Raw genomic sequence first — 18,860 nt, forward strand, 5'->3', positions numbered from 1 at the left:
ATCAGGACGACCAGTCCATGGAGGCGGGAACAGCCGGCGGGGATGCTGACGACGATTCGGTTCCTGTGGGTTCCCGCGCTCGCGGGCTGCTCCGGTCCCGGCTCTTGCGGAAGACCCGATGAGCGTCTGGGATGCCATTGTGGGTCAGCAGCCCACGGTAGATTTGCTCAAGCGGACGGTGGCCGCTCAGACGCAGGGTCATGACGAGGTTGCGCAATCCTGGCTGATTTGTGGTCCTCCAGGATCAGGGCGGTCCAATCTGGCCCGAGCTTTTGCGGCGGCCCTGATCAGTCCTGACCAGGGATTGAGCGATCAGCCCACACGCGTCACTCAGCAGGTCTTGGCCGGGACCCATCCGGATGTGACCATACTGTCAACCAACAAGGTCACCATCGGTATCAACGAGGTCAGGGATCTGATCATGACCTCGGAGCAGATGCCCTCAACCTCTCGTTGGCGGGTCATCATCATCGAGGACGTGGACCGGATGCTGGAGCGGACCACCAATGTGTTGCTCAAGGAGATCGAGGAGCCGGCCGAGCACACCATCTGGCTTCTGTGCGCACCCAACGCCCAGGATGTGCTGCCCACCATCCGCTCACGGACGAGGGTGCTCAACCTAGCGGTGCCATCCAACACCGCAGTGGCGGATTTCCTGACTGATCAGGTGGGGGTGGACCGGCCTCTGGCCGCCAAGGCCGCTCGTCTGGCTCAGGGACACATCGGCATCGCTCGTCTCTACGCCACCAGGGATCAGGTCCTGGCTGACCGTGATGAGCTGGTGGTGGGTCTGCTGGGGCTGCGGCGAGCTTCGGATGCTGTGATTCTGGCTGGCCGGGTGGTTGATGCCGCCCGGGATCAAGCCACCGCCACCGTGGACGATGAGGTGGCCAGGGACGAGCGGGAGTTTCGGCAGATCAACGGTCTCAGAGACAAGGAACGCATTCCCCGGCAGTTGCGTGGAGCCTACCATGCATTGGGGGGCAAGGATCAGGTCCGCCGACGGGTTACCAGACTGACCCGGGACGTGCTGGACCGCAACCTGAGTACCCTGGCCAGCGTTTACCGGGATGTGGGTGTCCTGCAGAACGGCGCCGAAGAGAAGGCTGGCTTGGTCAATTTGGAAAATCGGGCGGCTATTGCTGATTTGTCCGTCAGACTCTCCAGACAGGGGGCCATTGACCGTATTCAGCTGATTGCCCGAGCTCGCAGGAGGCTGGCTGCCAACGGTTCGCCGCTCTTGGTCTTCGAGGCGCTCTTCTGCACCCTGCTGGTCTGAGTACGGACTTAACTGCTATCAGGCGAAAGTGCCCGGTGAGGTCATGTCGCTGCTGCCAATTCTTGGCGACCAGGTCGATTCCCTGCACTCCAGCGCTGGCGGCAGAGCCACGTGAGAGGGCAGAATGGACTGTCCCTTGGCGTCGACCAGCCGCAGTGCCTCCTGGACAATGCCGTTCAGGGGAGCCTTGACTGCGGTCAAGGTCGGACTGCTGATCAGACAGGCTGGGCTGTCCACGAAGGCAGCCACCTTGACTTGGTCGGGAACCTGGAAGCCCAGTTGGTCACAGGCCATCAGAGCGCCCAGGGCCAGTGAGTCGTCCCCGCAGATGATGGCATCGGGACGGTCGTTTCCCTCAGCGAGCATGGTCATGACGGCATCATGGCCGCGGCGCATGCTGCAGGGGCCAAACTGGATCCAGTCCGGCTGAGGCGTCATCCCTAGGGTGTTGGTCAGAGTGGAGAAGGTCGTGAAGAGCTCAGTGGCCGCACTGGTGTTCAGTTCACGGCTTAGATAGGCCACCGAATGCGCGTTCTGCTCGGCCAGGTGGGCGATGATCAGCCGCATGGAAGCCGCCTGGTCCATGCCGACCCAGCTGGTGTGGTAGGAGAGCGGTCTGCCACCGACCTGGACGATGGGCAGTCCGGACGGCAGGTCGACGGGCATACCGACCGGATCGTCGTCCAGCGAAGGAACGATGATGATTCCTTCGACTTGTCGGGCTGCCATGGATCTGATGGCCGCCTCTCGCTCCTGGTCGCCCCTGACGGATATGACCAGCAGGTAGCGACCCTGTTCTGTCAGTCTCCTGCTGAGCAGATCCAGGATGGACCCGTCTATGCCCGTGGATGTGCCGCACAGGATCAGTCCTATGGTTCTGCTGCGGTCTGATCGGAGGGTGCTGGCAGCAAAATTGGCCGAGTAGTTGAGCTTTTCGGCAGCAGCTCTGACCCTGCGGCTGATGTCGTCGTTCTTGCGTCTATGGCCGGAAAGGACGCGGGACACGGTCGCCGTCGAAACTCCAGCCAGGGCTGCGACGTTGGCAATGGAAGGCTTATTGTCCGCCGTGTGTCCCATCGTTTCCCTCGAAGGCTCTTTCCGTCGATGTCGGCTACAGCTAGCGGCGGGTCACTCGGCCTGGGTCAGCTTAGTGACCAGGGAGTCGGCTACGGACTCGGCTTCGTCGCCCTCGACAGTCACAGTGACCTTGTCGCCCTTAGCGATGCCCAGGCTCATGACCATCAGAATGCTGCCGGCGTCTACGGGATTGCCCTCGCCCTTGGCTATGGTGACCTTGCAACCGCTGGATGCGGCGGCCTGCGAGAATTCCGAAGCGGGCCTGGCATGAATGCCCACCGGGTCGGTGATGACAGTGGAACGTTGCGCTGTTGCCATGGTGATCATCTCTCCTGAATATATGGCCGATCTTGTCGAACCGGCATGCCTAGTGGTGGATACGCTGGATATCCTACCACTGCAGAAGGGAAATTACAGAAAACGATTACCGTTGAAAAACGAATGAATATGTGTATACTGAACATCGTTGCATGAAGAACGTTTCCACTGTCGTTGTTCGGCTCGCCTCAGGGGCGGCTCACGTGCAGTGGGCAGGCACTAAGGAGTGCGACATGGAGATCCAAGGCGTAGGCATTGGCCGCGGCGTTGCCGTTGGCCCGGTTATCCATATGGCGGCCGGACTGGATGTACCCGGCGATGAGGCGAGGCCTGAGAACCTCACGGCGGATGCTGAATTCGGCAGGGTCGAATCCGCTCTGACAGCGGTCAACAAGGACTTGCTTGCGCGCGCCAAGGCCGCCCAAGACGGGCAGGGGGCCAAGGACGCTGCTCCGATTCTGACAGCCTTGGCCCAGATGGCCCAGGACCCGGCTCTGAAGACCTCGATTCGATCTCTGCTTGACGGTGGCAAGACCGCCGAGCGTTCCGTCTATGAGGCCTTTGCCGACTTCGAGGGAAAGCTTCAGGCTATCGGCGGCTACATGGGGGAGCGTGCCAACGATCTGCATGATGTTGGCCAGCGTGTCATCGCCCATCTGCTCGGTGTCCCGGCACCGGGCGTGCCGGAAAGCGACAAGCCATTCGTCCTGGTCGCCCCTGACCTGTCTCCGGCCGACACCTCCAGCTTGGACATGACCAAGGTTCTGGCCATTGTCACCATTGAGGGCGGTCCGACCAGCCATACCGCCATCCTGGCCCGGTCCAGGGGGATCGTCGCCGTCGTGGGCGCTCAGGACGCAGCTGGGCTGTCCGACGGACAAACGGTCATCGTCGATGCTGCTGCCGGCAAGGTGACGGCCGATCCGACCCAGGAACAGATTGAGAAAGCTGAGCAGGCCCGTCGCGAAGCGGATCAGGCCAAGGCTTTGCGGGGCCGCCCAGGCCAGCTCAAGGACGGAACAAGGATTCCCCTCCTGGCCAATGTCGGCAAGCCTGCGGATGCCGATCCTGCCCTGGAGTATGGAGCGGAGGGGGTTGGACTCTTCCGCTCGGAGTTCCTCTTCCTGGGCAACGAGCAGGCGCCCGGCGTCGAGGAGCAGGCCGAGGCTTACCGCGCTCTTCTTGAACGCTTCCCTGGCCGCAAGGTGGTCATCCGCCTGTTGGATGCCGGTGCTGACAAGCCGTTGCCCTTCCTGACGCAGGCCGACGAGCCTAATCCTGCCCTGGGGTTGCGTGGTCTGCGCACGCTCAAGGTCCACAGCCAGGTTCTGGAGGATCAGCTGGAGGCCCTTGCCCGGGCCGATGCCGAGACCAATGCCGACCTATGGGTCATGGCGCCAATGGTCGCCGACGAACACGAGGCTGACTATTTCGTCCGTTTGGGCAAGAGCAAGGGGCTCAAGCGCGTGGGTGTCATGGCCGAAGTTCCTTCGATTGCACTGATGGCCGACAAGGTGGCCAAGGTGGCCGATTTCGTCAGCATCGGCACCAACGATCTGACCCAGTACACGCTGGCCGCCGATCGCACCTTGGGTTCGGTCGCCTCCTACCAGACCGCCTGGCATCCTGCCGTCCTCAGGGCCATCAAGCTCATCGCTGATGCCGGTCAGGCCAATAATATGCCTGTCGGAGTCTGCGGCGAGGCGGCTGCCGATCCTGACCTGGCCGTGGTTTTGGCCGGCATCGGCGTGACCAGCCTGTCCATGACTCCGGTCGCCCTGGATGACGTTCGCGCCGAACTGGCCAAGCACACCATGGATGAAGCCAAGGCGCTCGCCGCCAAGGCTCTGGACGGAGAGTTCTACCATCCCCAGGGTTGGTGAGCAGCCGGCCGGATTTGTGTAAATCCATCGGATCCGGTGCAGTCGATCAAGTCAAACAGCACGAGCAAGGAGCAGACATGACGGATTTCCAAGCCTTCCTTCCCGACACATCCTTCGCCCTGGATGTACCGGCATCTGACTGGCGGGATGCCATCCGCAAGGCGGGCGACAGGCTGGTGGCATCCGGGTTCACCACAGATGCCTACACGGACCAGATGATCGAGACCGTCGAGAAGATGGGTCCCTACATCGTCATCGCCCCCGGTTTGGCTCTGGCTCATTCCCGGCCCAGCGAAGCGGTCCTGGGAACCGGCCTGAGCTGGGTAAGGCTGTCCACACCTGTTGAGTTCGGCAACAAGGCCAATGATCCGGTCTCACTGGTGATTGGTCTGGCCGGGCGGGATGAGCAGGAGCACCTGCAGGTGATGTCCGCCATCGCCGGTGCTCTGACCGACGCGAAGAAGACCGAGCAGCTGGCCAAGGCCGGCACACCTGACGAGGTTCGCGCCATTCTCGAATCGTGAGGAGGACCCGCTTTTGCGGATCCCAGCATGGCAAATACAAGAAGCAGTAGAAGCAAACAAGGAACAAAGGAGCAACTCATGGATATTCTCTGTGTATGTGGCAACGGCATCGGCACTTCGGTTCTGCTCAAGGTCAACGTCGAGCAGGTGGCATCGGAGCTGGGCATGGATGTGACTGTGACCACCTCCGACGCGGGCAGCGCCAAGGGCACGGCCAACATGAACGACCTGGTGCTGACTTCGCCTCAGCTGGCGCCCGAGCTGGAGGGGACCACCACTCCGGTCGAGACCGTCCAGAACTTCATGGACAAGGACGAGATCAAGGGCATCCTGGAGCAGTACGCCGACTGATGAGTCCGGCGGACATTCGTCATCGCCAGGCCGATGGAATACCCGCTCTTTAACTTGACAACAAGAGAGAAATAGTAAGGACAAACAATGAATGTCTTCCTTGCGGTGCTGAACTTCATCAGCCAGGAGATTCTGAATGTGCCCGCCTATCTGATTGGCATTGTGGCGGCCATCGGCCTGATCGCCCTGAAACGGAGCGCAGGCCAGGTCATTTCGGGCGCCCTCAAGGCGGCCATGGGCTATCTGATTCTGGGCGCCGGCGCCACCGTGGTGACCAACGCCCTGGATCCCTTCGGCAAGCTGGTTTTCAAGGCCACGGGCGCCCACGGGGTCGTCCCCACCAACGAGGTGATTGTGGCCCAGGCCTCCAGCCAGTTCGGTGCAGCCTCCGCCTACATCATCGTGCTCAGCTTCATCGTCATGATCCTGCTGGCACGGTTTACCCCGCTCAAGTACGTCTTCCTGACCGGTCACCATATGGTCTTCATGTCAACCCTGCTGGCCCTGGTTCTTTCGATCGGGTTCGGCAAGGGCAACAACCTGCTCATCGTGCTGATTGGCTCCCTGCTCATGGGCGTGATCATGGTGGCCATGCCCGCTTTCGCCCAGCCGTACATGAACCGGGTGACGGGCAGCGACAAGCTGTCCATCGGCCACTTCAACACCTTGGGCTACGTGGTTTCGGGCGCGGTTGGCAGCGCCGTGGGCAAGAAGTCGCGCTCCACTGAGGATATCGACTTCCCCAAAGGGCTGAGCTTCCTGCGTGATTCCATGGTTTCCACCACCCTGCTCATGGTCGTCCTCTACCTGGTCTTCGCCGTCTGGACCGCCTTTGTGGTGCCTGCCAAGGCCGCCTTCGCCGTCTTCCCCTCCCATCCGGCCAACTGGGGATCCTTCTTCATGGCCGCCTTCGCCCAGGCCCTGCAGTTCGGCATCGGCGTGAGCATCATCCTCTACGGCGTCCGTATCATCCTGGGTGAGCTGGTGCCCGCCTTCCAGGGCATCGCCAACAAGGTGGTCCCCGGCGCCCGTCCTGCTCTGGACATCCCCATCGTCTTCCCATACGGTGCCAACGCATCCCTGATTGGCTTCCTGGCCTCCTTTGCCGGCGGTCTGGTGGCCCTGGTCATCATCGCCGTCTGGCTCGGGCCCGTCTGGGGTCTGGCCCTGATTCTGCCGGGCATGGTGCCCCACTTCTTCGATGGCGGCGGTGCTGGTGTCTTCGGCAACGCGACCGGCGGCCGCATCGGGGCTGTGGTCGGCGGCTTCATCAATGGTCTGCTGATCACCTTCCTACCGGCCATCCTGATGACGGTTCTGGGCAGCTTCGGCCTGTCCAACGCCACCTTCGGCGATGCCGACTTTGCCTGGTACGGCACTGTGGTTGGCAAGCTGTCCCAGCTGGGCATCCCCGTTGGGGCCGTGGTCCTGGTGATTCTGGCAGTGGTGATCTTCGCCCTGGCCTGGGTCTGGCAGGTCAAGGTGGTCAACACCGGATGGTTGCCTGCCGCCAAGCATGCTGAGTTCATCGCCAGTGTCGAGGCTGAAGAGAAGGAGGCCAAGGCTCAGGCTCGTGCAGCCGCCAAGGCCGCTCGTGCACAGGCCAAGGCCGCAAAGGCCGAATAGGCGTGTATAAGCGCCGTATAAGCGCCGGGAGAGAGGTATTGCTGATTCCTTTCTCCTAGTCCGATTTAGAGCCGCCCGGATCGTTTTCATGTGGAAGGATCCGGGCGGCTTTTGCACTTTTTGTGCAGGGTGGTGGAATTTATCGTGCTGAGTGCTGTTTGCGGCCGGTTTCACGGAAGAACTTGACCTCGTCGGCTGGGCGGGCGAGAATCGAATCATGAGGATTATCACTGATTTCGGCACTATTCCCGATCGGTACGCCAAGCGCGCCCCTCAGTCCCTTACCCGCAAGGGACGTCCTGTAGTCTCCTTCCCCTTCCGGCTCGAGGATGTGCCCCAGGAGGCCCGCTACCTGCACTGGATGCTGGTGGATCCTGATTCCGTGCCCGTGTGTGGCTTCCCCTGGATTCACTGGTCTCTGGCCAACCTGCCCATCGAGGCTTTGCGTTCCTTGCAACCTGAGGGGACCGGAAGCTCCGTGCTGGCGATTCCTGAGGACTTCTCCAGAAATTTGTCTAATCTGATTCCCGGTGTGCCCCAAGGGCGCACCTCGGCAGCCTCGCCCCTGGTTATGGAGGAGGAGATCGCTAACGATCCCGCCGTGCTTATGCGTTACAACGGCCCCACGCCTCCGGACCGGGTCCATGACTATGTGCTGTCGGTCTGGGCCACACAAGAGTCTCTGCCCGGCCTGGAGGAGGGATTCTGGCTCAATGCCCTGGCACATGCCATCCATTCCGCCCAGCCGGTGGCCGCAGCAGCCCGGGCCTGGCTGCCAGCTGATGCCTGATCTGGTTGGGGCGGTCTAGCACTAGAGTGATGCCATGCCCCAAGTGCGCAGACGGCCGTCATCCCTGCCTGCCCACGCAGTCGGTTACCATGACATCCCCCGACTTCCGGACTGGTGATGACAGTTGACCGCGACCAGACAAAGGAAGACGCTTATATGCCCTGCACCACGCTTCTGATAGGCAAAAATGCCAGTTACGACGGATCCACCATCATCGCACGGGATGAGGATTCGTCCAACGGAGAGTTTCGTCCCAAGCGCTTCGTATTAGTCGCTCCTGACCAGCAGCCGCGGCACTACCACAGTGTGATCAGCCACCTGGAGATAGATCTGCCCGACGATCCCATGCGCTATACCTCGGTGCCCGATGCTTTGCACAATCAGGGGCTCTGGGCTGCCGCAGGCGTCAACAGCGCCAATGTGGCCATGTCAGCCACCGAGACCATCACCACCAACGAACGTGTTCTGGGTGCAGATCCGCTGGTTGAGCCCACACCCGCCCAGGGCCGTCCTGGGGATAAGGACTACCTGGCCGGAGTGCCCGGAGGCATCGGCGAGGAGGACCTGGTCACCATCGTCCTGCCTTATATCCACTCGGCTCGGGAGGGCGTCCAACGGCTGGGCTCCCTGCTGGAGCGCTACGGCACCTATGAGATGAATGGCATCGCTTTCAGCGACGTGGACGAGATCTGGTGGATGGAAACCGTGGGTGGCCACCACTGGATAGCCAAGCGCGTGCCTGATGATTCCTATGTGACCATGCCCAACCAGCTGGGCATCGACGAGTTCGATTTGGACGACGCCTTCGGAGACCAGACCGACCACCTTTGCTCGGCCGACCTGCGGGAGTTCATCGCTGACAACTACCTGGATCTGTCCGTAGAGTCAGCTTCGCCCTTCAACCCGCGTGATGCCTTTGGATCCCACAGCGACTCGGACCATGTATACAACACGCCTCGGGCCTGGTACATGCAGCGCTTCCTCAACCCTTATGACGAGATCTGGGACGGGCCGGACGCCGATCACACTCCCACCAGCGACAACATCCCTTGGTGCCGTCAGCCTGAGCGGCTGATTACCGTGGAGGATGTCAAGTACTTGCTCAGCTCTCACTACCAGGGCACACCCTACGATCCCTATGGGCGGACCGGCGACGAGCACACCAAGGGGCTTTACCGTCCCATCGGTATCAATCGCAACGACCAGCTGTCCCTGATCCAGCTGCGCCCCTACCAGCCTGAATCCTGCCGGGCCATCCAGTGGATTTCATACGGGTCCAACGCCTTCAATGCCCTGGTTCCCTTCTATGCAAATGTGGATCGTACGCCCGATTATCTGGCCAACACCACGGGCCGGGTTTCCACCGACAGCCTCTACTGGTCCGACCGACTGATCGCCGCCTTGTGTGACTCGGCCTTTGCTGGCACTCTGGCGGCAGTCGAACGTTACCAACAGGGCGTTGGCGCTGAGGGTCATCGCATGATTGCCGCCACAGATGAACAGGTGGCCCGCTTGGAAGGTGCCGATAAAGGCACTGACAACCCCGAGGTTCGCCAGGTGCTGGAGGCTGCTAACAAGGACATGGCCGACCTTCTGCGCAAGGAAACCGACGACCTGCTGAGTCAGGTGCTCTACACGGCCAGCATGGGCATGCGCAACGGCTACCATCTGTCCGACAACTGAGCCATCCGATTGACAAGGATCATAAAGGAGGAGAGCCTCATGACGGGCTTCGACGATTACGTCAGGCCATACGGTCTGTTTGACAAGATCGATGCCTTCGGCTACCTGAAGGATCTGCAGGATCATCCGGATATGCCGCGCAAGCATGGCCGGGTGCTGCTGGTTACCGCAGACACCCCGCTCAAGGCTTCGCGAGGGGAGGGCAAGACCACCACTACCATCGCGCTGATCGACGCCCTGCGCGCCCGGGGAGTGGATGCCGCAGCTGTCCTGCGTCAGCCCAGCATGGGCATTACCGCTGCCGGTTCCAAGGGTGGCGCCTCTGGTGGGGGCAAGTCCTCCCTGACCCATCCTGAGCTGGTGGACTGGGGTCTGTGCGGGGAGATGGCGGCCATCGAATCCGCCCAGAACCTGCTGGTCTCCTTTGCAGAGAAGGCTGTGGACGAGGGTCGGTTGGACACCGTCCTGGTGCCTAGGGTCAGCGAGGTGCCTTCGCGGTCCCTGCGCCAGATCACCGTGGACCGCGGCAAGGGCGATCTGCCCGAACGGACCGTGTTGACGCCCACCTGTGAGCTCATGCAGATCGTAGTGCTCTCCCGGAGCATGGATGAGATCAAACGGCGCGTGGCCGCCATGGTCGCGGGGACCTTGGATGGCCGTCCCGTCACCTTCGGAGAGTTTGTGGACCTGTGGCGGATCACCGGCATCCTTACCGATGCGGTCAAGCCCGCTTTCACCCAGACCCTGGAGGGTTCTCCGGTCTATGTGCATGGCGGGCCATTCGCCAACGTCTCCATCGGCATTCCCAGCCTGGTGTCCGTGGAGATGGCCTGCGCCAGGCACGATGTGGTCGTCGTCGAGGCGGGCTACGGAGCCGATGCCGGCGCCCAGAAGTGGCTGGACATCGCTGCCCGTGAGTATGGGGCCCAGTGGCCGGCCGCCGCCGTGGTCGTCACCCGTGCCACCACCTGGCGGGACGATCCCAAGCTGAGTTGGCGTTATCCCTTCCACGTGCACCGTCTTGAGGGACTGGGCATCCCCACCTTCCCTTTGATCAACCTTTGGGAGGGCGAGGACGACCAGGTGGATTCCCTGCGGGAGACCGCCGACGGCCTGGGCTTCCGCAGGCCTATCGCGGGCAACCTCTTCCGGGACGGTGGCAAGGCCCTGGAGTCTCAGCTGGATGATCTGATCAAGGCCCTGCAGGAACCCGTGAAAGCCCAGATGGATACAGCCAGCCTGCATGATATGTCCGTGCCGGATCGGATTCGCTGGATCGCCAAGAGCGCATACGGGGTACCGGCTGATCGGGTCGTCGAGCGTGAGGGCTTCCAAGACAGCCTGCAGGCGGCCTCCGACCTGTGCAATAAGGCTGGCATTTCCCTCGAGGATCTGGTTGTAGTGGCGGTCAAATCGCCGGCTACCATGACCGACGATGACCGGGCCGACCAGGACAAGCGCACAGTCACCCTGAAGAAGGTCGAGGCCCATACGGGTGCTGGCCTCCTGCAGGTGAATCTGACCACTTCCCTGACCACGCCCATGCCCAAGATCGTCTGAGCAGGCCATGCATATGGATTCGGCAGGCCTGTGACGCGCCGTGTTGCGGGCCTGCCGAAACCGTGTATAGTATCTACTTGGCTCTTGAAAGTGCCCTGCCCCTATAGCTCAGTTGGCTAGAGCAGCTGACTCTTAATCAGCGTGTCCGGGGTTCGAGCCCCCGTGGGGGCACAGAGTCAAAGCCCTACAGCCGCAAAGGCTGCGGGGCTTTTCCATTGCTCGGGGAATTCGTCTGGAACACGGTTTTGTTGGATATTCGTCGGATAAAAGTATCCGCAAAAGAAAAGCTACTCTGTGGTGAAACGCAAAACCTATCGATTAATCAACAAATGCGCCTCAAGTCTGTCGTCTGCTGCTTTCCTTGGCCAAGGATCTCTGCCCTGACGCACCGTTCCGTGCATGCTGAGCATAAAACCCGCAAGAACAGAAGCCGTTCATTTCTGACTGGTAGAAGGGTATGTGAGCCTTGCGCTGGTAATAGGAATCCTCTGCTGTCTGCAGGGGTAGGGGGGGGTTAAGCTGCCGTCTCCATCGTTGCTGGCTTGATTGCGTGGAGGCTGATCGCTTATTTGAGCGATCCCAGCGGCCCCGGTCTGAATCCGTATGCAACCTGTTGCCGCGCTCACTTCACCGGATCTTGCCTGTGCCAAGGGCCCGGGTCTTAGTCAAAGACTCGGAATATGGTGCCTGAACAATATGATGTTTGAACACGCACGTTTAGACATCATATTGTCATGTTGTTATAATGTTTGCGGAATTCGAGGTTGAAGTTCCGGGGAGGCATTCTCCCACGATCTTTCGCTCCGAAGCGGATGGGCTTCATCGTATGCGAGGAGGCAAATTGCTGAACGAGTATTTCCCGGAAGGCACCGTCATGTATAGGGACGGCGTAGCCGATTGGGAAGAAGCGGTGGACGTGGTCACTGGTCCGCTGGTTGATCTTGGAAGGATCAAACCCTCTTATGTCGATGCCATCAAGGCTTCGATACGCAAACCAGGCGGCACCTATATTGATCTGGGTCAAGGCATTGCCATGGCTCATGCCAGGCCCGAGGCAGGCGTTGTGACCACCTCTCTATCGGTGCTGAAGGTTCGCAGTCCCTTCCTGTTGGCCGATTCTCAGGACCACCCGATCAGCACGCTCTTCTGCCTGGCTGCGCAGGACTCGAACAGCCATCTAAGCCTGATGCAATCGCTGGCGACCTTCCTGAGTGACGCGAAGAATCAGGAACGGCTGGGCAAGGCCGCGAACGTTGAGGAATTGAGGACGATCCTCAAGGAAGAAAGGTAATCAACATGAAGATTCTGACGGTTTGCAGCACTGGACTGGGGTCGAGCTTCATTACCCAGCTCAATATTGACAAGGCGCTGAAAGAGCTTGGCGTCACCGGGGTCGAGACCAACCATAGCGATCTGGGTTCGGTCAACAAGGGCGATGCCGATATTATTTTTGTCGGGCGTGACATCGCTGATGCTGCCAAGGATCTGGGCGACGTAGTCGTTCTGAACAGTCTGATCGACATGAATGAGATCAAAGAAAAGCTTGCCGAGGCCCTGAAGCGCCATGGCATGGATGTTCCTGAAGGGGGGCAGGCGGCATGAACGGGGTATTAAAAGTCCTTTTGGACATTTTCCGACAACCTTCCGTCATCGTCGCGCTGATCTCCCTGCTCGGCCTGACTCTGCAACGCAAGTCTGCCACGGATGTCATGAAGGGGACCATACGCACGTTCGTGGGCTTTCTGGTCCTGGCCGCTGGCGCTGGCGTGGTGACCAATGCATTGACCCCCTTTGGGGATATGTTCCAGCATGCCTTCCATGTCCAGGGCGTTGTTCCCAATAACGAGGCCATAGTCGGCACGGTACTGGTCAAGTACGGATCCGTAGCTGCACTCATCTTCTTCTTCGGAATGATTGTCAATATCATTCTTTCTGCAACGTCATATTTCAAATATGTTTACTTGTCAGGACACGTGGCCTTCTATATGGCCACGATGATAACGGTCATCTTCGTAGCGGCCGGCTTCTCCACCTGGCAGACCCTGCTTTGGGGCTCAATCGCTCAGGGCCTGGTTGTGACCCTCTCGCCCGCGGTCGTGCAGCCTTTCATGAAAAAGGTGACTGGTACCGATGATGTGGCCCTGGGCCACACCGGCGGCTCGGGCATCGCCCTTGGTGGTCTGGTGGCTACGCTCACTCGCAGCAAGAAGCATCCCTCCAAATCTACTGAGGATATCAATTTCCCCAAGAACCTGGGCTTCCTGCGCGATACAACAGTCATTGTGGCTCTGTCCATGGCTGTGATCTATGTCATCGTGGCGCTCTTCGCCGGTCCCGGCTATATCGAGAGCAAGCTCAGTGACGGACAGAACTTCATCGTCTATGTGGTCTTGCAGGCCGCCACTTTCTCTGCCGGCGTCTACATCATCCTGGCAGGTGTTCGTGTGGTCCTGGGCGAAATTGTTCCTGCCTTCAAGGGCATCAGTGAGCACCTGGTCAAGAACGCCAAGCCTGCACTGGATGTCCCCGTCACCTTCACCTTCGCTCCTAACGCCGTTCTGATTGGGTTCCTGTCCAGCTTCGTCGGCGGCATCGTAGGCATGGCCATCATGGCTCTGGCCGGAACCACCGTCATCATTCCCGGCGTCGTGGCCCACTTCATGACCGGCGGTGCCACAGGCGTAATCGGCAACGGCGCGGGTGGTCGGCGTGGAGCCATTCTCGGCTCCTTCGTCAACGGCCTGGCCATAACCTTCCTGCCGCTCCTGCTTCTGCCGGTGCTGGGATCTGTAGGCAAGGGCGCCGCCACATACTCGGATGCCGATTTTGGTGTGGCCGGCATCTTCCTGGGCTACCTCAACAAGGCCGGCGGCCAGATTGCGATCATCGCGGGAATCATTGTTGTGCTGATCCTGGTCTATGTGGTCTCCTACTTCATGAACAAGCGCAAGAAGACCATTGCCGCTGCAGCTGACTCGGCTGACAAGGCCAAGGCCGTCGCCTGAATTGAATCCCCTGTCCAATCTGAAGCTGGCAGGGACAGCGATGGAGAGGGGTCATGGGACTAACGGACTTTCAATATCAGTTCCATGACCCATCCGTAGCTGGAGAATATTGCTGCTTGGCTCCTGTGTTGGGCAGAAACGGGCAAGGGCTTTTACAATCATTGAAGGCAGCAGACCTCTAGTTAACGCAGGTCGCGGGATTTCGATTCATGAGGGCAATGAAATCAGGTGGGTCGGTTTTGCAATGGTAGATGGAATTCCCAAGTATGTGTCCGTGCGAGACCATCTGCGCGGAAGCATCAAACGGATGAAGGATGGGGCGCAGCTGCCCACGGAGTCCGAACTTTGCACACGCTACAATGTCAGTCGGATTACGGTTCGTCATGCCATAGAAGATTTGATTCGTGAAGGGTTGATCGTTCGCAGTCAGGGCAAGGGTACCTTCAAGTTGAAGTCGCCCTCGTCCTCTCGTGAGGTGATCAACGGCCACATCAGGGGATTCTGGCGCCAGCAGCGTGACCTAGGCAGAACGGTCAAGACCCGGGTACTTGGTAACAGGATTGTCAAGAATGCCGATTTTGCGTCCAAGTTGGGTATCGATGCTGAGGCAGACCTGATCGAACTGGAACGACTGCGCTATGTCGATGGCAATCTGCATCAATATGTCTGCACCTACCTGTCGGCCGTCCAGTTTCCGGAAATACTTGAGCATGATTTCTCCGATGGCTCCCTCTATAGCTTCATCGAGGAACAATACGACGTCAGGCTCGCCAGAAACGAAGTAGTGGTCCGCATCGAGAATGTCGATTCACGGATCGCTGGATACTTTCATGTGGACAGGGGCCGGCCCGTGCTGGCCATGGACTCCACCGTCTTTGACGGATTCGGTTCGGTGGTGGCATTCGGCGTAGCTCTTCAACCGCCTGCATATTCCGAAATAGAGTTCGTCATCAACAGCATGCCGGACTCCAGATGATGCTCCGCGCTCAGAGAGGTCGTTAACGGTTAGTGGCCATTACTTCGACTGCGTCTGCTGCGTTTCGGCAATTTCGCCCCTGCTTCTGCTGCCAGGCTGCTTTTGAATGGCCTCATTTGCTTGTGCGTCAGGCTTGAATGGTTCGTCCTGCAGCGGATAGTATTGAACATATATGCCCGATTCCTCGCAATGAGTGCATCGGAGATGGGAAGGCAGGTACGACCATGGGGCGTCTTCAAGGCAGGAAAGAGCGCGAGCCGTTTGTGCTCGAGCATGCCAGTATCGCGACCGGTGATGAAAAAGGCACGGTTCAGAAGGATATGTCTGTTCTGGTGTCCGCGGACGGCCGGATAGAGCAGGTCTGCCCGACCCCGCTGGCCTACGTGCCCTCCGGATATCACCGAATCAACGCTACGGGTAAGTTTGTGGCACCTGGACTCATCAATGCCCATACCCATCTCTTTGCCGACGGCAAGCCCTTGTCTGGTGGTACTGACCTGTCGCCGCGTGTGGTCGATGCCGGTTTGAAGGTAATGCACAGTCCTGCAGGCAAAGTCATTATGGATGCCAGGATCAAGGGCAACGTTTCCACGCTGTTGAACTCGGGAGTAACGACCATTCGTACCTTGGGTGATGTGGGCTATGAGGCGGTTCGTCTGCGCGACAAGATCGATGCCGACGAGCTGACAGGCCCGCGCATGCTGGCTGCCGGTCCCCTCCTGGCGATTCCAGGAGGGCATGGCGATCCCTTCATCGCCCTGTCCTGCTCCTCTCCCGACGAGGCCAGACGTCGGACCAGGGAGAACCTGGATCATGGTGTCAATGCCATCAAGGTGGCTGCGACCGGCGGCGTCACCGATGCCACCAAGCTTGGTGAGGCCGGCAGCCCGCAGATGACCGAGGAGGAGATGGCCGCCGTCTGCGATGAGGCCCATGAGTTTGGTGTGCTGGTCGCAGCGCATGCCCAGAGCCCTGAGGGTGTCAAGGCCGCTCTCAAGGCAGGCGTGGATACCATTGAGCATGGCAGCGCTCTGGATGACGAGATGATCGGGCTCTTCCTTGACAATCCGCGCTCGCTTCGCGGTTTCTCTGCTCTGGATCCCACCCTGTCCGCCGGACTGCCTCTGGTCAAGATCAGTCAGCAGGAGCTGGGGATCAACGATATAGTTCGCGGCAATTCTGAGCTGGTCGTTGACGGCATGGTCAAGAGCGCCAAGCAGGCTCATGAGAACGGCATTGCCGTCGGAGTCGGCACCGACACAGGCATGACCTTCGTGCCCCAGTACGGTACTTGGCGAGAACTCGATTATCTGGTGCGGTACGCGGACTTCACCCCGGCGCAGGCCTTCCACGCCGCCACTCAGGTCAATGCACGAAACCTGGGCTTCGACAGTGTCACCGGTTCGGTCGACACGGGCAAGGATGCAGATCTGATCGTCCTTGACGAGGACCCTGCCAAGAATGTGCGGACCCTGGCCAATCCCAAGCTGGTCATCGCTCGCGGCAAGCCGGTATGGCGGCCTGAGGTCAAGCACTTCGAGGAGATCGATCGCCTGCTCGACAGCTTCTGATCATTTGCTGCAGGGCCATTCAGAAGCGTGCAAGAGGCGTGCAATAGTTTGACCGGGTGGTATGCAAGCATGTCGGTATGCACAAGGGAGAACCGAGAGTGGACCAGGCCGACCAGGCTAAGGTCGTAGGAAGGTTGGCGCCTTCGCCGACTGGACGGATGCATCTGGGCAATGTCTATGCATGCCTGGCGGCCTGGCTGGGTGTCAGGTCGCAAGGGTCTTGCGGGGTGCTGCGGCTTCGCATCGAAGACATAGATACGCCGCGTGTGGTCAAGGATGCCGATCGCTGGATCATGGACGACCTGGCATGGTTGGGATTGGATTGGGATGGCGAGGTGGTCTACCAGTCCCAGCGCGCTGATGCTTACAGTCAGGCATTGAAGTTGCTGGAATCGCAGCAATTAGTTGGCGGGCAGCCCCTGATCTATCCCTGCTTCTGCTCCCGTGCCGACATCCGCGCGGCATCGGCGCCGAATGAAGGCGACGGGTTCATCGTCTATCCGGGCACCTGCCGAGGACTTTCCCCTCAGGCGGTCAGTGAAAGGCTGGCTCGGGGGCAGAGGCACAGCCTTCGGATTGCAGTCCCTGATCAGCCCTACGAGTCGGATGCCACCTGTCGCTTCGACGATCTGATTTTTGGCCCGCAGTCCTTCAATTTGCCCAGGCAGGTCGGTGATGTGGTTGTTCAACGCTCGGATGGTTTGGTTTCCTACCAGCTGGCAGTGACGGTGGACGATCTGGCCATGGGTGTCAATCAGATTGTGCGAGGAAGGGACCTGCTGAGGTCCACGGCCATTCAGATGTGGATCCGGAATCATCTTCAGCAGCAGGCTCCTGATGTTCAGTATGCGCATCTGCCTCTGATTGACGGCGTGGACGGCAGAAGGATGTCCAAGCGTTTCGGATCGCCAGACCTGGGCTCGCTCAGAAGAGACGGCTGGACGGCAAGGCAGGTGCTTGGGGTCTGTGGATGGCTCCTGGGACTCTTGGATCGACCCAGACCCGTGAATTTGCAGGAGCTGCTGGATGGTTTCACGTGGAACATGTTGGCTGCTGACAGCAAGGACAGGAAGCTGGATCTGAGCAAGCTGAACGTTTCCGGAGCAAAGCCGGATTTTTGAGTTCTCCAGTCCTGAGCCGCGTCGATCATTTATGGCATATGCTTACCTGCCGGCTTTCGGGCTTGCGGGAATTATTGTTTAGTGACTGCTGAATAGCGATATTCGTAAGCGTGCAACGTGACTCATCGATCCTGGTTCATTAGTCTTGCCGTTTGGTGCTCGGGGTCGGAGCGAATTCCGGTATGAGCCACTGGTTACCATGGCCTCAGTCAAGGCTTCCGGATTTTAAGGAGGTAGCGGGTCATGGTCGCCTATATGGACCACAAGGATCTGGGCAATCGGCAGATCAGCAGGGAACGAGCTGGGCAGATCGCGGATGGGGTCAGGCGTGTAGCTGAAAGAATCGCCAAAGCGGAGGACTCCGCCGGTCGAGAAGAAGACTCGGTGACTCTGCTGGCGGCCACCAAGACCCGCGACGTGGGCGAGATCATGGCAGCCATCGATGCCGGGGTGCGTCGGATTGGCGAGAACCGTCCTCAGGAAGTCACCGCCAAGGCCCAGGGATTGCTGGAACTTTGCCGGGACAGGGGGTTGTCCCTCGGCACTGACACTGCAAACAGTGATTCATCAAGTGCCAGCGTTGGCTTCCACCTTATTGGGCAGCTCCAATCCAACAAGATCAATAAGATCCTGCCATATGTCGACACGGTCGAGTCGGTCGACGGGCCCTCGCTGGCTCGAAAGCTGGCCACGCGGGCACTGGCTGCAGGCAGAACTGTGGGCATACTCCTGGAGGTCAACGAGTCCGGCGAGCAGGCCAAGTCGGGATGCGCCCCCGATCAAGCCCTGGATCTGGCTTATGAACTGGCTGCCATGGAGGGGATTCAGCTTAAGGGTCTGATGACCGTCGGCGCACATGTGGACGACGAGGCTGTCATCAGGAGCGGATTCGCTCACCTGCGCGGTCTGCGCGATCGCATCAGGGATTCGGGGGAGCCGGGCACTGACACCTGCACCATGCTGTCCATGGGAATGACCGGAGACATGGAGTATGCCGTGGCTGAGGGGTCGACCGAGGTCCGTGTAGGCACAGCCATCTTCGGCCCGCGGGCTTTTATCTGACCAGCCACTGCCTGTTTCGGAACCCGATTCTGTT

17 protein-coding genes and 1 tRNA gene are annotated in these 18,860 nt (G+C 59.8%); 16 read left to right on the top strand and 2 right to left on the bottom strand.

Annotation, left to right across the window (positions count from 1 at the left end; genetic code table 11):
- Positions 1 to 118: 118 nt before the first annotated feature.
- Positions 119 to 1,279, top strand: coding sequence for a DNA polymerase III subunit delta' (locus CI603_RS02460; protein ID WP_121912906.1), 1,161 nt, complete (start codon positions 119 to 121; stop codon positions 1,277 to 1,279).
- An 18-nt stretch (positions 1,280 to 1,297) separates the two neighbouring features.
- On the opposite strand, the gene CI603_RS02465 is transcribed toward CI603_RS02460, so the two are convergent.
- The gene (locus CI603_RS02465) at positions 1,298 to 2,356 is read right to left on the bottom strand and encodes a LacI family DNA-binding transcriptional regulator (protein ID WP_121912907.1); all 1,059 of its coding nucleotides are present in this window, start codon (positions 2,354 to 2,356) and stop codon (positions 1,298 to 1,300) included.
- Between the two features lie 51 nt (positions 2,357 to 2,407).
- On the bottom strand, positions 2,408 to 2,674 hold the full coding sequence (locus tag CI603_RS02470) for an HPr family phosphocarrier protein (RefSeq protein WP_121912993.1): 267 nt from the start codon (positions 2,672 to 2,674) through the stop codon (positions 2,408 to 2,410).
- A 233-nt stretch (positions 2,675 to 2,907) separates the two neighbouring features.
- On the opposite strand from CI603_RS02470, the gene ptsP reads away from it, so the two are divergent.
- The 15 genes from ptsP to CI603_RS02545 all read left to right on the top strand — a co-directional run bounded on the left by ptsP (position 2,908) and on the right by CI603_RS02545 (position 18,826).
- The gene (gene ptsP, locus CI603_RS02475; protein WP_121912908.1) at positions 2,908 to 4,557 is read left to right on the top strand and encodes a phosphoenolpyruvate--protein phosphotransferase; all 1,650 of its coding nucleotides are present in this window, start codon (positions 2,908 to 2,910) and stop codon (positions 4,555 to 4,557) included.
- Between the two features lie 77 nt (positions 4,558 to 4,634).
- Positions 4,635 to 5,081, top strand: coding sequence for a PTS sugar transporter subunit IIA (locus tag CI603_RS02480; RefSeq protein WP_046323446.1), 447 nt, complete (start codon positions 4,635 to 4,637; stop codon positions 5,079 to 5,081).
- A gap of 78 nt (positions 5,082 to 5,159) precedes the next feature.
- On the top strand, positions 5,160 to 5,432 hold the full coding sequence (locus CI603_RS02485; RefSeq protein ID WP_024626949.1) for a PTS sugar transporter subunit IIB: 273 nt from the start codon (positions 5,160 to 5,162) through the stop codon (positions 5,430 to 5,432).
- 87 nt (positions 5,433 to 5,519) lie between these two features.
- Positions 5,520 to 7,058 (top strand): PTS ascorbate transporter subunit IIC, encoded by a 1,539-nt coding sequence (locus CI603_RS02490; protein WP_121912909.1) that lies wholly within the window; start codon positions 5,520 to 5,522, stop codon positions 7,056 to 7,058.
- Between the two features lie 217 nt (positions 7,059 to 7,275).
- Positions 7,276 to 7,848, top strand: a complete 573-nt coding sequence (locus CI603_RS02495) for a YbhB/YbcL family Raf kinase inhibitor-like protein (RefSeq protein WP_121912994.1) — start codon at positions 7,276 to 7,278, stop codon at positions 7,846 to 7,848.
- Positions 7,849 to 8,004: 156 nt separating this feature from the next.
- The gene (locus CI603_RS02500) at positions 8,005 to 9,531 is read left to right on the top strand and encodes a C69 family dipeptidase (RefSeq protein ID WP_121912910.1); all 1,527 of its coding nucleotides are present in this window, start codon (positions 8,005 to 8,007) and stop codon (positions 9,529 to 9,531) included.
- Between the two features lie 39 nt (positions 9,532 to 9,570).
- Positions 9,571 to 11,091: a formate--tetrahydrofolate ligase gene (locus CI603_RS02505; RefSeq protein ID WP_121912911.1), complete on the top strand. Its 1,521-nt coding sequence runs from the start codon at positions 9,571 to 9,573 to the stop codon at positions 11,089 to 11,091.
- 97 nt (positions 11,092 to 11,188) lie between these two features.
- Positions 11,189 to 11,262, top strand: a tRNA-Lys gene (locus tag CI603_RS02510).
- Positions 11,263 to 11,836: 574 nt separating this feature from the next.
- Positions 11,837 to 12,382: a PTS sugar transporter subunit IIA gene (locus CI603_RS02515; RefSeq protein WP_259465455.1), complete on the top strand. Its 546-nt coding sequence runs from the start codon at positions 11,837 to 11,839 to the stop codon at positions 12,380 to 12,382.
- A 5-nt stretch (positions 12,383 to 12,387) separates the two neighbouring features.
- Positions 12,388 to 12,693, top strand: coding sequence for a PTS sugar transporter subunit IIB (locus tag CI603_RS02520; protein WP_046323441.1), 306 nt, complete (start codon positions 12,388 to 12,390; stop codon positions 12,691 to 12,693).
- A complete protein-coding gene (locus CI603_RS02525; protein ID WP_121912913.1) occupies positions 12,690 to 14,096 on the top strand; it encodes a PTS ascorbate transporter subunit IIC in 1,407 nt (468 codons plus the stop codon). Before CI603_RS02520 ends, CI603_RS02525 begins: the two co-directional genes overlap by 4 nt.
- Positions 14,097 to 14,340: 244 nt before the next feature.
- Entirely contained in the window at positions 14,341 to 15,072 is a 732-nt protein-coding gene (locus CI603_RS02530; RefSeq protein WP_121912914.1) for a GntR family transcriptional regulator, read from the top strand.
- 224 nt (positions 15,073 to 15,296) lie between these two features.
- Positions 15,297 to 16,643, top strand: a complete 1,347-nt coding sequence (locus tag CI603_RS02535; protein ID WP_121912915.1) for an amidohydrolase family protein — start codon at positions 15,297 to 15,299, stop codon at positions 16,641 to 16,643.
- Positions 16,644 to 16,720: 77 nt separating this feature from the next.
- On the top strand, positions 16,721 to 17,764 hold the full coding sequence (gene gluQRS / locus CI603_RS02540; RefSeq protein WP_121912916.1) for a tRNA glutamyl-Q(34) synthetase GluQRS: 1,044 nt from the start codon (positions 16,721 to 16,723) through the stop codon (positions 17,762 to 17,764).
- A 243-nt stretch (positions 17,765 to 18,007) separates the two neighbouring features.
- Positions 18,008 to 18,826, top strand: coding sequence for a YggS family pyridoxal phosphate-dependent enzyme (locus CI603_RS02545; protein WP_121912917.1), 819 nt, complete (start codon positions 18,008 to 18,010; stop codon positions 18,824 to 18,826).
- Positions 18,827 to 18,860 lie beyond the last annotated feature (34 nt).

Source organism: Bifidobacterium sp. wkB338, from assembly GCF_003688325.1.
Lineage (GTDB): Bacteria > Actinomycetota > Actinomycetes > Actinomycetales > Bifidobacteriaceae > Bombiscardovia > Bombiscardovia polysaccharolytica.

Excerpts from the sequence above, each read along its gene's own strand:
- ptsP (WP_121912908.1), top strand. The coding sequence starts at position 2,908 with ATGGAGATCCAAGGCGTAGGCATTGGCCGCGGCGTTGCCGTTGGCCCG.
- CI603_RS02480 (WP_046323446.1), top strand. The coding sequence starts at position 4,635 with ATGACGGATTTCCAAGCCTTCCTTCCCGACACATCCTTCGCCCTGGAT.
- CI603_RS02530 (WP_121912914.1), top strand. The coding sequence starts at position 14,341 with ATGGTAGATGGAATTCCCAAGTATGTGTCCGTGCGAGACCATCTGCGC.
- CI603_RS02490 (WP_121912909.1), top strand. The coding sequence starts at position 5,520 with ATGAATGTCTTCCTTGCGGTGCTGAACTTCATCAGCCAGGAGATTCTG.
- CI603_RS02485 (WP_024626949.1), top strand. The coding sequence starts at position 5,160 with ATGGATATTCTCTGTGTATGTGGCAACGGCATCGGCACTTCGGTTCTG.
- CI603_RS02515 (WP_259465455.1), top strand. The coding sequence starts at position 11,837 with ATGTTTGCGGAATTCGAGGTTGAAGTTCCGGGGAGGCATTCTCCCACG.
- CI603_RS02495 (WP_121912994.1), top strand. The coding sequence starts at position 7,276 with ATGAGGATTATCACTGATTTCGGCACTATTCCCGATCGGTACGCCAAG.
- CI603_RS02505 (WP_121912911.1), top strand. The coding sequence starts at position 9,571 with ATGACGGGCTTCGACGATTACGTCAGGCCATACGGTCTGTTTGACAAG.
- CI603_RS02520 (WP_046323441.1), top strand. The coding sequence starts at position 12,388 with ATGAAGATTCTGACGGTTTGCAGCACTGGACTGGGGTCGAGCTTCATT.
- CI603_RS02470 (WP_121912993.1), bottom strand. The coding sequence starts at position 2,674 with ATGGCAACAGCGCAACGTTCCACTGTCATCACCGACCCGGTGGGCATT.
- gluQRS (WP_121912916.1), top strand. The coding sequence starts at position 16,721 with ATGCACAAGGGAGAACCGAGAGTGGACCAGGCCGACCAGGCTAAGGTC.
- CI603_RS02465 (WP_121912907.1), bottom strand. The coding sequence starts at position 2,356 with ATGGGACACACGGCGGACAATAAGCCTTCCATTGCCAACGTCGCAGCC.
- CI603_RS02460 (WP_121912906.1), top strand. The coding sequence starts at position 119 with ATGAGCGTCTGGGATGCCATTGTGGGTCAGCAGCCCACGGTAGATTTG.
- CI603_RS02545 (WP_121912917.1), top strand. The coding sequence starts at position 18,008 with ATGGTCGCCTATATGGACCACAAGGATCTGGGCAATCGGCAGATCAGC.
- CI603_RS02535 (WP_121912915.1), top strand. The coding sequence starts at position 15,297 with ATGGGGCGTCTTCAAGGCAGGAAAGAGCGCGAGCCGTTTGTGCTCGAG.
- CI603_RS02525 (WP_121912913.1), top strand. The coding sequence starts at position 12,690 with ATGAACGGGGTATTAAAAGTCCTTTTGGACATTTTCCGACAACCTTCC.
- CI603_RS02500 (WP_121912910.1), top strand. The coding sequence starts at position 8,005 with ATGCCCTGCACCACGCTTCTGATAGGCAAAAATGCCAGTTACGACGGA.